We start from the raw sequence: 12,390 nt of genomic DNA on the forward strand, positions 1-12,390 counted from the left end.
GAGGGAATTAATATACATTGTGAAAAAATGAACAAAATAGGAGGCGAAAAGGATGAAAAGTCAGAATTTTCAGTTATGTTTACAAACTTCTAATCTTATTATTGGTTTTATGGTGTGGGTGATTTTATCTTCACTAATGCCATTTATTAAAGTAGACATTGCGTTAACAGCAGGACAAATTTCCCTTGTCACAGCAGTACCTGTTATTTTAGGGTCGGTGCTTCGAATACCAATTGGTTATTGGACTAATCGTTACGGAGCGAGAAAATTATTCTTTATAAGCTTTATTATGTTATTATTCCCTGTCTTTTATATTAGTATTGCGAATTCTATGATGGATTTAATTATCGGCGGTTTATTTGCAGGGATTGGCGGAGCTGTATTCTCTGTAGGTGTAACGTCTCTGCCGAAATATTATCCGAAAGAGCGTCACGGTTTTGTAAATGGTATTTACGGTGTAGGTAATGCAGGAACAGCAGTTACATCTTTCTTAGCACCTGTGATCGCGACTTCATTTGGCTGGAGAGCAACTGTGCAATCCTTTTTAATCTTACTTGCTATTTTCGCACTTCTAAACTTTTTACTAGGTGATCGTAATGAGCGAAAAGTGAATACACCATTAATGGAACAGTTAAAAGGTGTATACAAAAATGAAAAACTTTGGTTCTTATGTATTTTCTATTTCTTAACTTTTGGATCGTTTGTTGCATTTACAGTATACTTACCAAACTTCTTAGTATCTCACTTTGGATTAGAAAAAGTAGATGCAGGTATGCGAACAGCTGGATTTATCGTCTTAGCAACAGTTATGCGCCCAATTGGTGGGTGGCTTGGTGATAAATTTAATCCATTTAAAATTTTAATCTTTGTATTCATCGGTTTAACACTATCTGGTATTATTTTATCGTTTATGCCAAGTATGAACGTGTATACATTTGGTTGCTTACTAGTCGCATTTTGCGCTGGAATTGGAAATGGAACAATCTTCAAACTTGTACCGATGTACTTTTCTGAGCAAGCAGGGATTGTAAACGGACTTGTTGCAGCTTTAGGCGGCTTAGGGGGCTTTTTCCCACCGTTAATTTTAACGTTACTATTCCAACTAACTGGTCATTATGCAATTGGATTTATGGCACTTTCAGAAGTAGCGCTTGCTTGTTTAATTATTACAGTGTGGATGTATAGTCAAGAAAAGTTGTTAGTGATGTTAAATAACAAATAGAGGGAACAATTACACTGTTTCTTAAAACAATCGAAAAATAAAGCAGCATGATTCTAGTTCTTGTACTGGAGTCATGTTGCTATTTGTATTGGTTTGAAGGGAAGAGTACAAGGTGACCGTTACTTGTTTTCTCCTTTTGTTTTTACTTGGCATGGGGCAGGCAGAGGGTCTGACCGCTTCTATGCATGGCTCCGGATGCATTCTCTCACCAAAAAAGAAAGGTTGTATGTCAGTTTTTCAATTTGTATTTATGCAAAAAAAAAATAGCGGTCAGCTATTTTCAATTTGAATATATATTTTTAGATTAATGATTGATGGTATCTTGTAGGATATAAGTTGCTTGATTTTCTGAAACATTTTGCACAAGTGCAACTTCACTAATTAAAATTCTGCGCGCGTTGTCTAGCATCTGTTTTTCACTCGCATTTAATGCTCTTTCTTTATTGCGGCGAATTAAATCGCGAACAACTTCAGCGCCGTCTAGAAGATTCCCGTTTTTCATTTTCTCCATGTTCATGGTATATCTTTGTTTCCATGAGAGTGAGTGGTCAGCTTCACCATTATGAATGTCAACTAATACATCGTTTAATGTATTTTTGTCAACAACATAACGTATGCCTGAATTTTCTACTTTATCCATAGGAATCATCACTTGCATATCGCTAATAACCATGTGTATTACACAATACTGACGTATTTTTCCTAACACTTCTTTATCCTCAATCGCTTCGATTATTCCTGCTCCGTGCATAGGGTAAACAATTTTATCACCAATTTGAAACAAATCATCCACCTCCATATGTGGTAACTATATGTAATGATAACACATATGGATAAAAATATCAAATTTATTATATTACCATATGTTATCTATCTGTGTCAATGATTTTAGTTCGTTTTTTAAATCTTGTTTTTAGTTGAAAAATCACAACATTTTTTTGAAAGAACTGCAAGTGAAAAGGGATAATATTCTGAGGAACTCTCACAGAAAAATACAAGGCATATCCACTCTTTTTTAATCATAAAATACAAAATCGTTAATACAATATACCTAAATCCGTTCTTTTTAAAGGAGGGAGAGATGGTGGGACGCACAATTAAAATTGATATTACGAATAAGGTAGTAGCAAGATTTAAATCGAATTATTTAGAATTATATACAAGTAAATTTATGATAGGTAAGTTTTATGTCTATACTGAAGATAAGCAATATGTGTTAGAAGACGGATATGTATATGAAGATGGTAAGTTTTATCGCATCATAGATACGCACCGTGGCAATAATCGAGCGGCGGAGAGCTGTGATCTAGGATGGTGTTAACATGATTCGTGTTAAGGTGTTTGATGAAAGTCATGAAAAGGACTTGGAAGACTCCGTAAATGTGTTTCTAAAGAAGCTGAATGACGAACAGCTTGTAGATATTAAATATCAAGTTGGTGTATCCATTAATGACGATGAAAATCAAATTTATTGTTTTTCGGCGATGGTTATCTATAAAACATAAAAAAGAGCTGGGGAACCAGCTCTTTTTTATGTTTTTAAGTAGAAATTATATGAGTTGGTAAAGCATTCATAATGGATTGTGGTGCCAGGTTTTCTTTTGTAGATAGAACTTTTTCACCAGTGGTAGCATCTTTACACATACCGAGATGGTAGCGTTCACCTAGGAATGGATCAATATAAAAACCATTTTTGAAGACTCGATCAGTCAAACCTCTTTCATGATGAATTTCAGAGCAATGAATGCAGTAATACATATCTTTCATCTCCTTTTATTGTTAAAAATTTTTAAAGAAAAAGAGTGAGTAGGTAGTCAGTTTATTGTTTTTGAAAATCGCCACCTGCTCAAATTACATTGCGTATACATATCTCGTTTATATCAATGTGTTTTTTAAATAAATCCCAAGGGAAGGAGGGAGGCTAAGGATTGAGATGTGTTTGCTTTTGTGAATATATTATGACGAAATGTTGCACTGGTGTTTGTCCTGTTGAAAAAATGTTGAGAATTTCTCAACAGGCAAATGGAGATTTCTTGACGTGAAACCAAAAGGTGTTATATTATAAAACAAAACCAAAAGGTGTTACATTGTAACGGCCTATATAAAGGAGAAATAGTATGGATCAGCAAAATACATTACAAGATATTAAACAAACAGTTATTTTTGAAGCGCCTATTCAAAAAGTATGGAATGCAGTATCGACTTCAGAAGGGATTGCATCTTGGTTTATGCCAAATGACTTTGAACCTAAGGTAGGGCATAAGTTTCATGTGCAATCACCTTTTGGACCATCTCCGTGTAAAGTGTTAGAAATTGATGAGCCTCATCGTTTATCTTTTTCATGGGATACAGATGGTTGGGTCGTTTCATTTATTTTGAAAGATTTAGGAGGTAAAACGGAGTTTATTCTTATTCATGGTGGTTGGAAGCAGGCTGATACAATTCTTCCGAAAGCAAACGAGAAAAGTTCTGTTATTCGCGATAGAATGGCAGGTGGCTGGGTAGCAATTGTAAATGAAAAACTGAAAAAGGTTGTTGAAGGATAAGTGTCCTCATCAGCAGCGAAATACGATGTCTTTCAAGCAATTGCTGATCCAACACGCCGCGAAGTACTCCGGTTATTAACTGAAAAAGAATTGCCAATTTCTAAAATAACAGATCATTTTCCAATGAGTCGTACAGCTGTAGCGAAACATCTTCACATTCTTTCAGAAGCGAAATTAGTAAGCGGAAGAAAAGTTGGGAGAGAAAAGATATATCGGCTGCAGCCTGAGCCGTTGGCCGAATTACAGCAGTGGCTTTCCTATTATGAACAGTTTTGGAATAATAAATTGTCTATGCTCAAATATGTGGTGGAACATGAAGAGTAAGTGTTGTCACGTATTGTCGAAGCGCCGATATATCGTGAGAAATGGTCGATATATTTAAAAAGTCGCCGATATATAGAAAGAGGATGATCGCTATGAACGATCATCCTCTTTTTTACTGTTCAGTTGTTTGCGTAGCTGGCTTTAATAGAAGCCACCCGATAAATAGTGTAAGTAGTGCGAGTGCAAATGTACTCATATAAATGATGTGTACGCTCGAAGCTAATACTTCTTGTGATTTTGTTACTACATTTGTTGTACCGCCATGTCCACCTGAGACAAGATCAACATTTTGCATGCCTTGTGCATGAATCATCGTATTAAAGATTGTTCCGAAGATAGCGGCACCTAATGTTTGGCTAAATGTATTAACAAATGTGTTTAAACCAATTACTGTTCCGCGTGTATGTGCAGGGACAGCTGCTTGAATGGTTACCATATAAATTGGTGTAATAAGTCCCATTCCTAAGCCGAATAGTCCGACCGCAACATAAATTAGAAATGCTGGTGAATGAGTTGATAATATGAATAATAAGAAGGTAGCGACTGATAAAATGCTAGCTCCAAGTAAAATGATTTGTTTCGTTTGTAACTTACCAACTAAATTCCCAGAAAGAATCGCACCAAATGTCCACATAACAGGAATTGGCATCAGAATAAGTCCAGCTTCTGTAGCATTTTTGCCTAATACCCCTTGGCTCCAAATTGGAAGGTACATTGTAATACTAATAATCATGGCGCCAGCAATAAGTGTTAGGACGTTTACAGTTGATAATGTACGGTTGGAGAAAAGTGCTAACGGAATTAATGGCTCCGGAGATTTTTTCTCAAAGAATAAGAAAATAATGAATGAAACAGCTGCAAAGATTAAGAGGCCGATAATTGTAATGTCGCCCCAGTTTTGCTTGCTGCTTCCTGTTAAGAGTGCATATAGTAACGCAATTGTACTTAATGAGAAGATAATTGCACCAGGATAATCGATATGGTGTTTTGCTGGTTTGATTGACTCTTTATAAGAAATTGCAATCATCGCACAAGCAAGAATTCCAAATGGGACATTTAAGAAGAAGATGTAGCGCCAAGAAAGAGAATCGACTAAAAATCCACCTACTAGCGGCCCAACAACACCAGAAACGCCCCAAACAGCACTCATCCAGCCTTGTGCTTTTGCGCGATCTTTCGCTTCACTATATAAGTCTCCGATAATCGTCATTGTAATTGGCATAACAGCGCCGGCACCTATACCTTGAAGAGCGCGTAAGACGATTAATTGTTCCATCGATGTCACGACTCCGCATAATGCAGAACCGATTAAAAAGATGGCTGCGCCGATGAGCAGTACTTTTTTACGTCCGAATAAATCTGCTAGTTTTCCGTAAATTGGAGTCGAGACAGCAGTTGCGAGCATATAAATTGCATACACCCAACTAACAAGTTCAACGCCAGATAAATCACTCGTTATACGAGGGATTGCCGTACTAACAATCGTTCCTTCCACAGCGGAAAGAAACGTCATTAACATTAAAGATATCATGACTTTTTTTCTCATATGTTTTCCCCTTTATAATATTCAACAATATAAAATATAAAGCTACTAAGCTATATAAGGCAACAAAAAAGAAACAGGAGGGGAAAGAATCCACCCGTGTTTCTTTTTTAGTACTGCACTTTTGCGTTTTGTCCTGCAGTTGTTCCGGCGATTCGCCCTGTGACAAGAGCGGAAGTGATATTGTAGCCGCCTGTATAGCCATGAATATCAAGAACTTCTCCGCAGAAGTATAGACCATTCATTAATTTAGAAGCCAATTCTTTCGGATGAATTTCTTTAACAGAAACGCCGCCGCCTGTAACGAATGCTTTTTCAAGTGGCTGTGTGCCGTTTACTGTTACTTTAAACTCTTTGAAGTCTTTCACAAGTGCACGGATTTTTTCGTGTGAAACTTGCCCAGCTTGTTCGCTACCGTCAATTTCGTTTCTTTCTAATAAGAATAGGAAATAACGTTCAGGAACATATCCTTTTAACACATTTTTGATTCCTTTTTTGGGTTCTTCTTTCATTTGTTTCATCATGCGTTGGAAGAGCTGTTCGCTATTTTCTTCTGGCAGTGCATCGATGCTCATTTCTACTGCGCGCATTTTAAATTTTTTCATCGTTTTTACAACGAATTGGCTACAGCGAAGAGCGGCTGGGCCAGAAATACCAAAGTGGGTAAAGAGCATGTCCATTTTATGAGAAATGACAGCTTTTCCTTTTGGATTTAATACGCTTAAGTTTACATCGCGTAAAGCAAGGCCTTGCAATGTACGGTCACGAATAAATGGTTCGTTTGAAGTAATTGGGACTTCCGTTGGGAAAAGTTCTGTAATTGTATGTCCCGCTTTTTCAGCCCAAGCGTAGCCATCCCCAGTTGAACCAGTGTGAGGGACAGATTTTCCGCCAACAGCAATTACAACATGATTTGTTTCCAAAACTTCACCTGTTTTGAGAATAACGGCTTTTGTTTGTCCGTTTTCATATTCTACCGTTTCAACTGGTGTGTTCGTACGCATTTTAACGCCTAGTTCTTTTAATCGTGTTAATAAAGCATCGACAACAGATTGCGCTTTATTTGATACAGGGAACATGCGCCCATGATCCTCTTCTTTTAGCTTTACACCAAGCTTTTCGAAGAATGTAATAATATCTTCATTATTAAAGATGGAAAAAGCACTGTATAAAAAGCGACCGTTTCCTGGTATATGTTTCACAATTTCATCAAGCGGTAAGCGGTTTGTTACGTTGCAACGCCCACCGCCAGAAATCGCAAGCTTACGTCCTAGTTTATTTCCTTTATCAAGAAGCAAGACGCGTGCGCCTTCTTCAGCAGCACCGATTGCGGCCATTAATCCTGAAGGGCCTCCTCCGATGACAATCACATCATAATGCATAGTATATCGACCTCATTTTCTACATTTCCTGCCTAAAAGAATAGCATGTTTTCATAGAAAAGAAAAATTCAGTGATATACTGTTTCGCTGAAGAATTGTGGTACAATACAAAGGTTAGAGTTCAGCGTTATATATGTAGGAGGATCATCTATGTCCGATTCAAAATTTCTGCGCGGAACGCTTATTGTGACGTTAGGAACTTTTTTAGTTAAGTTTCTAGGCATGATTTATGTCTTTCCATTTCATGCCTTAGTTGGCACAGAAGGCGGAACGCTCTATACGTATGGATATATTCCATATACGATCTTTTTAAGTATTGCAACGGCGGGAGTGCCGCTTGCTGTTTCAAAGTTTGTTTCTAAATATAATGCGCTTGGAGATTATAAGACGAGCCGGAGAATGTTCCGCTCGGGAATGGTTATGATGATTGCAACAGGAATCCTTTCCTTCTTAGTTCTTTACATGTCTGCGCCATTATTTGCTGAGGCAATGCTTGGTAAACAAAGTGTACGCAATAGTATAGAAGATGTTACGATGATTATTCGCCTCGTAAGTTTTGCGCTTATTGTTGTACCAGTAGCAAGTTTAATTCGTGGTTATTTCCAAGGTCATCAATCGATGGGACCGACTACGGTATCGCAAATTATTGAACAAATTATTCGCATTGTCTTTTTATTAGCGGGTAGTTTTATTGTCATTAAAGTAATAGGTGGATCAGTAGCAGCAGCAGTTGGAGTGGCAACTTTCGCAGCGTTTGTTTCAGCTGTGGGAGCGCTTGGTGTGTTAATATGGTACTGGTTAAAACGCAAAAAGCATCTCGATCAATATTTAATTGAACAAACTGTACCAGAATCAACAGTAAGTACAGCTCAATTATTTAAAGAATTATTTGCATATGCAATTCCTTATGTTGTTATTGGATTAACAATTCCTTTATATCAACAAATTGATACATTAACATTCAACTCTATTATGCAAGCGATTGGACAAGGCGATATTGCAGAGCGAGCACTCGGCATTTTTACGATGTGGACGCATAAATTAATTATGATTCCTGTGTCACTTGCGACGGCGTTTAGTTTAACTCTTGTTCCAGCAATTACAAAATCATTTACAGAAAAACAATTTCGCTATTTAAAACTACAAATTACACAAACATTCCAGGCAAATATGTTCTTGACATTACCAGCGGTAGTTGGTATTTCGACGCTTGCGTATCCGATTTATACAGCGTTTTATGAAAAGGATCCATTAGGTGGACAAGTATTGATGTGGTATGCGCCAGTTGCGTTATTATTCGCGTTATTTACAGTGACTGCAGCGATATTGCAAGGGATTAATCAGCAGAAGCATGCGATTATTGCGCTTGGCATGGGCGTTATTTTGAAGTTTTTATGTAATGTGATTTTAATTCGTTACTTCGGTACAGTTGGAGCTGTTTTAGCAACAGGTATTGGATTCCTAGCTTCCATTTGGTATACGAATAAACAAATTCGAAAACATGCACACTATTCATTCGGTGTTGTATATAAACGAACATTCCAAATTGCAATATTAACAATTGTGATGGTCATTGTCGTAAAACTATCACAAGGAATTTTATCCTTTGTGATTTCGCCCGAGGGCCGATTTGGTGCACTGATTACAGTTGCGGTTTGTGCAGGTATTGGTGGCCTTACTTACGGATTGTTAGCGATTCGCACAGGTGTACTTGTAAGAGTATTTGGCGGAGAAGCTTTAGAAAAGATTCAGCGTAAGCTTGGCGGTAAGCTGAAAATAAAGATGAAATCAAAAGGGGCGTAATACACGTCCCCTTTTCTATGATAAATACAAGAAGGTGAAAGAATGAGATTAGATAAATTATTAGCAAATATGGGATATGGAAGTAGAAAAGAAGTAAAGAAGTTATTAAAGGATGGCGTTGTAAAAATTGATGGAATTTCAGTAAAAGATGCGAAGTTTCATGTGAATGTAGAAGAACAAGAGGTTACGATTCACGGTGAGATTGTTGAGTATAAGGAATTTGTATATTTAATGATGCATAAACCACAAGGGGTCATTTCGGCAACAGAAGATGATAATCATGAAACAGTTGTTGATTTATTGGAATTAGAAGATGCAATCTTTGATCCGTTTCCAGTTGGAAGACTTGATATTGATACAGAAGGCTTCCTATTATTAACAAATGACGGGAAGCTTACGCATCAGTTATTATCTCCGAAAAAGCACGTTCCGAAAAAATATTATGCACACGTAGCTGGAGTTGTAACAGAAAAAGATGTAGAAGAATTTGCAAAAGGTGTTATTTTAGATGATGGCTATGAAACGAAGCCAGGTGAACTTACAATTTTGAAAAGCGATGATGTGTCTGAAATCGAGCTTGTCATTACAGAAGGGAAATTCCATCAAGTAAAGCGCATGTTTGAAGCGGTAGGGAAAAAGGTTGTCTACTTAAAGAGAACGGAGATGGGACCTTTAGTGTTAGATGAAGAATTAGAACTTGGTCAATACCGTGAATTAACAGATGAAGAAGTGGAAATGTTAAAAACGTATCAAGTTCAAACAGAGAGTCAAGATTGAGACCGATTCTAAAAATAGAAAGAACCCCTTTCTGTGAAATCAGAAAGGGGTATGTATTATATTTTAGATACAATTGTTTTCGTTATGAGGTCATTCTCACTTTCTTTCCTGTTGTTGTCCACTTACCGCGGCAAGGGCTATACACGAGTTCATTAAATTGCAACACATTCAGATCACGTTGTATTGTTCGCGGTGTGATCCCGAACTCATCTACAAGGTCTTTCGTCGTTACCGTACCATTCTCATTGATGTACATATAAATTGATTTAATGCGTGTTAGCATACGAGTAGTCGTAGGTTTCAAGAGAAAACCACTCCTCTACTAGTTTTTTTGACCCCATTCAGGAAAGAAGGTCCTTACTTCCATTGTACTCCACTTGACAAATTTCATGCTTTAACCTAGTTAAATTTTACAAAAGTTTAACAAATAATAAAATATAAAAATATTGGTAGTTGACATTCTATGTCTCTTCTATCAACTACCACATAAATTTCTACGTAAACCGTCAAATTCCTGCAAATTTTTTTAGAAAAATAAAAGAAAAATTAATGTGAAATATCTGAAATATTATAATCGTTCGTTATTTCATCTTCTCTTATTGGCATATCGGATTTTCGTTTGCTATGATGAAAGAGAGAATATAGAAGAGGTGAATGAGTTATGTCAGCAATTAATTGGACAGAAGAAGTTGAGAAAAGAAAAGATGAATTAATTCATGACACGCAGCAATTCCTGCAAATTAAAAGTGTATGGGAAGAAGAAACAGCAAAAGAAGGTGCACCGTTTGGAGAAGGTGTAGCGAAAGCACTATCCTTCATGTTACATAGAGGAGAAGTTGAAGGATTTACTTCTAAAAATTTAGAAGGGTATGCAGGACACCTTGAAATGGGACAAGGAGAAGAATTGGTGGGTATTCTTTGTCACGTTGATGTTGTGCCAGAAGGAGATGGATGGACAACACCTGCATATAGCGCTGATATTCGTGACGGAAAGATTTTTGCACGCGGTGCAATTGATGATAAAGGGCCGACAATGGCTGCTTACTATGCAATGAAAATTGTAAAAGAATTAGGATTGCCGCTTTCAAAACGCGTACGCATGATTTTAGGAACGGATGAAGAAAGCAACTGGAAATGTGTCGATCATTATTTCAAAAATGAAGAAATGCCAACGATGGGGTTCGCACCAGATGCAGATTTTCCTATTATTAATGCGGAAAAAGGGATTTCTGATATACAAGTTGTGCAAAAGAATAGCGAAACAGAAGGCGGGGAATATGAGCTTGTTTCATTTGCTTCAGGTCGCCGTTTAAATATGGTTCCTGATTTTGCGGAAGCAGTGATTACGACGGAAAAAGCAGAGGAACTCAGAAATGCTTATGAACAATACTTACAAACTGTGAAGAAGACAGGTAAAGCAAATGTAGCAGGAAATACCGTGACACTACAATTAGAAGGAGTTTCAGCTCACGGTTCTACTCCTGAAAAAGGTGAAAATGCAGGACTCTTATTAGCGAACTTTTTAACAACGATTGCTCTTGACGGTAAAGGAGCCTCATTTGCGGCATTTGTTACAGAAACATTTACGAATGATACGCTTGGAGAAAAAGCAGGAATCGCTTATAAAGATGAAATTAGCGGACCGTTAACAGTCAATGTAGGTCGTCTTTCTTATACGAAAGAAGAAGGCGGAAACTTAGGTTTAAATGTGCGGTATCCAGTAACAACGAATTTTGAAGAGACAGTGCAGAAATTAAAAGACTATGTCGGCAACAAAGGCTTCCAAGTAGCTGATTATTCTAACTCACGTCCGCATCACGTTGATAAAGATCATGTTTTAATTCGTACATTACAACGTGTGTATGAAGAACAAACAGGAGAGAAAGCGGAGCTATTAGCAATTGGTGGCGGTACATATGCTCGTTCATTAAAAGCTGGTGTAGCATTCGGTCCGCTTTTCCCTGGAAAAGAAGAACTTGCTCATCAAAAAGATGAGTATATTGAAATAGAAGATTTACTAAAAGCAACAGCAATTTATGCACAGGCAATTTATGAATTAGCGAAATAGGTTGATTTTACTGTGATATATGACCGCTCTCTATCTTAGGGAGCGGATTCTTTTTATCCAATTGAATGAGATACAAAAGAAAAGCAACAATAACAAGAAAGGAGAAGATACAAATGGTACCACATTATTTTTTAGCAGTTACCCTGCCGGATCATATAAAAGAAATACTTGAAAATTACAAAGAAGAAATGAAGGACAGGTTGCCATTTCGCTCATGGGTATATAAGGAAGACTATCATATTACACTTGCTTTTTTAGGGAGTGCGACGCAGGAACAATTGCAAGGAATAGAGAAAGGATTACAACTCCTTACAAATAAAACGGAATTAGATCTCACGCTGCAAAATTTTTCTATATTTGGCCTAGTAGAGAGCCCACGTATATTTTGGGCTGGATTAAAAGAAAATCAAGCGTTATTTGATATGCAAAAACAGGTGCATGCTATTTGTGAAAGAAACGGTTTTTCGCTTGAAACACGTCCCTATCATCCGCATATTACTGTTGCTCGTAAGTGGATGGGAGAAGAAACATTTAATCTTAAAGATCTGAAGCAATTAGATGCGATAGTGTTTCAGGCTGATACGATTACATTGTATGAGTCTCACGTCCATCAAACTCCAAAGTATAAGTCAGTTTATGAAATAAAGTTACAGAATCTTAAAGTGTGAAAACGTTTCTTATGAATGTGAATATACTATAGAAAATAGTAAGTTTGTGTAACATCC

General features: G+C 37.1%; 14 protein-coding genes. 9 read left to right on the plus strand and 5 right to left on the minus strand.

What is annotated here, in order from left to right; all coding sequences use genetic code 11:
- Positions 1-52: 52 nt before the first annotated feature.
- Positions 53-1,222 carry a nitrate/nitrite transporter gene (locus tag JDS96_RS10390; protein ID WP_199666736.1) on the plus strand — a complete coding sequence of 390 codons (1,170 nt, stop codon included), beginning with the start codon at positions 53-55 and terminating at the stop codon, positions 1,220-1,222.
- A gap of 304 nt (positions 1,223-1,526) precedes the next feature.
- Here JDS96_RS10390 and JDS96_RS10395 read toward each other — a convergent pair whose 3' ends face one another.
- Positions 1,527-2,021 carry a CarD family transcriptional regulator gene (locus tag JDS96_RS10395; RefSeq protein ID WP_003201207.1) on the minus strand — a complete coding sequence of 165 codons (495 nt, stop codon included), beginning with the start codon at positions 2,019-2,021 and terminating at the stop codon, positions 1,527-1,529.
- Positions 2,022-2,306: 285 nt separating this feature from the next.
- Between JDS96_RS10395 and JDS96_RS10400 the strand changes: the two genes are divergently transcribed.
- Together JDS96_RS10400 and JDS96_RS10405 are read left to right on the plus strand one after the other, a co-directional pair.
- Positions 2,307-2,543, plus strand: coding sequence for a DUF2553 family protein (locus tag JDS96_RS10400; protein WP_029427646.1), 237 nt, complete (start codon positions 2,307-2,309; stop codon positions 2,541-2,543).
- 1 nt (position 2,544) lies between these two features.
- Complete coding sequence (locus tag JDS96_RS10405; RefSeq protein WP_003201211.1) at positions 2,545-2,727, plus strand: sporulation protein Cse60; 183 nt, start codon at positions 2,545-2,547, stop codon at positions 2,725-2,727.
- 34 nt (positions 2,728-2,761) lie between these two features.
- On the opposite strand, the gene JDS96_RS10410 is transcribed toward JDS96_RS10405, so the two are convergent.
- Positions 2,762-2,980 carry a DUF3973 domain-containing protein gene (locus tag JDS96_RS10410; RefSeq protein ID WP_018764542.1) on the minus strand — a complete coding sequence of 73 codons (219 nt, stop codon included), beginning with the start codon at positions 2,978-2,980 and terminating at the stop codon, positions 2,762-2,764.
- A 359-nt stretch (positions 2,981-3,339) separates the two neighbouring features.
- Between JDS96_RS10410 and JDS96_RS10415 the strand changes: the two genes are divergently transcribed.
- Positions 3,340-3,768 carry an SRPBCC family protein gene (locus JDS96_RS10415; RefSeq protein ID WP_199666737.1) on the plus strand — a complete coding sequence of 143 codons (429 nt, stop codon included), beginning with the start codon at positions 3,340-3,342 and terminating at the stop codon, positions 3,766-3,768.
- On the plus strand, positions 3,769-4,092 hold the full coding sequence (locus JDS96_RS10420; protein ID WP_003208744.1) for an ArsR/SmtB family transcription factor: 324 nt from the start codon (positions 3,769-3,771) through the stop codon (positions 4,090-4,092).
- Between the two features lie 112 nt (positions 4,093-4,204).
- Here the strand turns inward: JDS96_RS10420 and JDS96_RS10425 are convergent, their stop codons facing one another.
- Positions 4,205-5,638, minus strand: coding sequence for an MDR family MFS transporter (locus JDS96_RS10425; RefSeq protein ID WP_199666738.1), 1,434 nt, complete (start codon positions 5,636-5,638; stop codon positions 4,205-4,207).
- Between the two features lie 107 nt (positions 5,639-5,745).
- On the minus strand, positions 5,746-7,017 hold the full coding sequence (locus JDS96_RS10430; protein WP_199666739.1) for a BaiN/RdsA family NAD(P)/FAD-dependent oxidoreductase: 1,272 nt from the start codon (positions 7,015-7,017) through the stop codon (positions 5,746-5,748).
- Positions 7,018-7,167: 150 nt separating this feature from the next.
- Between JDS96_RS10430 and JDS96_RS10435 the strand changes: the two genes are divergently transcribed.
- Together JDS96_RS10435 and JDS96_RS10440 are read left to right on the plus strand one after the other, a co-directional pair.
- Positions 7,168-8,820 carry a putative polysaccharide biosynthesis protein gene (locus tag JDS96_RS10435; protein WP_199666740.1) on the plus strand — a complete coding sequence of 551 codons (1,653 nt, stop codon included), beginning with the start codon at positions 7,168-7,170 and terminating at the stop codon, positions 8,818-8,820.
- A gap of 42 nt (positions 8,821-8,862) precedes the next feature.
- Positions 8,863-9,597, plus strand: a complete 735-nt coding sequence (locus tag JDS96_RS10440) for a pseudouridine synthase (RefSeq protein ID WP_003201223.1) — start codon at positions 8,863-8,865, stop codon at positions 9,595-9,597.
- Between the two features lie 82 nt (positions 9,598-9,679).
- Here JDS96_RS10440 and JDS96_RS10445 read toward each other — a convergent pair whose 3' ends face one another.
- Complete coding sequence (locus JDS96_RS10445; RefSeq protein ID WP_000805512.1) at positions 9,680-9,901, minus strand: DeoR family transcriptional regulator; 222 nt, start codon at positions 9,899-9,901, stop codon at positions 9,680-9,682.
- Positions 9,902-10,258: 357 nt separating this feature from the next.
- On the opposite strand from JDS96_RS10445, the gene pepV reads away from it, so the two are divergent.
- A complete protein-coding gene (pepV, locus tag JDS96_RS10450) occupies positions 10,259-11,665 on the plus strand; it encodes a dipeptidase PepV (protein WP_006096242.1) in 1,407 nt (468 codons plus the stop codon).
- A gap of 113 nt (positions 11,666-11,778) precedes the next feature.
- Positions 11,779-12,333 (plus strand): RNA 2',3'-cyclic phosphodiesterase, encoded by a 555-nt coding sequence (thpR, locus tag JDS96_RS10455; protein ID WP_033796476.1) that lies wholly within the window; start codon positions 11,779-11,781, stop codon positions 12,331-12,333.
- The last annotated feature ends 57 nt before the right edge of the window (positions 12,334-12,390 follow it).

Origin of the sequence: Bacillus cereus group sp. N21 (genome assembly GCF_016483395.1) — a bacterium.
GTDB classification, from domain to species: domain Bacteria; phylum Bacillota; class Bacilli; order Bacillales; family Bacillaceae_G; genus Bacillus_A; species Bacillus_A pseudomycoides.

Excerpts from the sequence above, each read along its gene's own strand:
- JDS96_RS10405 (WP_003201211.1), top strand. The coding sequence starts at position 2,545 with ATGATTCGTGTTAAGGTGTTTGATGAAAGTCATGAAAAGGACTTGGAA.
- JDS96_RS10390 (WP_199666736.1), top strand. The coding sequence starts at position 53 with ATGAAAAGTCAGAATTTTCAGTTATGTTTACAAACTTCTAATCTTATT.
- pepV (WP_006096242.1), top strand. The coding sequence starts at position 10,259 with ATGTCAGCAATTAATTGGACAGAAGAAGTTGAGAAAAGAAAAGATGAA.
- JDS96_RS10415 (WP_199666737.1), top strand. The coding sequence starts at position 3,340 with ATGGATCAGCAAAATACATTACAAGATATTAAACAAACAGTTATTTTT.
- JDS96_RS10410 (WP_018764542.1), bottom strand. The coding sequence starts at position 2,980 with ATGTATTACTGCATTCATTGCTCTGAAATTCATCATGAAAGAGGTTTG.
- thpR (WP_033796476.1), top strand. The coding sequence starts at position 11,779 with ATGGTACCACATTATTTTTTAGCAGTTACCCTGCCGGATCATATAAAA.
- JDS96_RS10395 (WP_003201207.1), bottom strand. The coding sequence starts at position 2,021 with ATGGAGGTGGATGATTTGTTTCAAATTGGTGATAAAATTGTTTACCCT.
- JDS96_RS10435 (WP_199666740.1), top strand. The coding sequence starts at position 7,168 with ATGTCCGATTCAAAATTTCTGCGCGGAACGCTTATTGTGACGTTAGGA.
- JDS96_RS10430 (WP_199666739.1), bottom strand. The coding sequence starts at position 7,017 with ATGCATTATGATGTGATTGTCATCGGAGGAGGCCCTTCAGGATTAATG.
- JDS96_RS10440 (WP_003201223.1), top strand. The coding sequence starts at position 8,863 with ATGAGATTAGATAAATTATTAGCAAATATGGGATATGGAAGTAGAAAA.
- JDS96_RS10425 (WP_199666738.1), bottom strand. The coding sequence starts at position 5,638 with ATGAGAAAAAAAGTCATGATATCTTTAATGTTAATGACGTTTCTTTCC.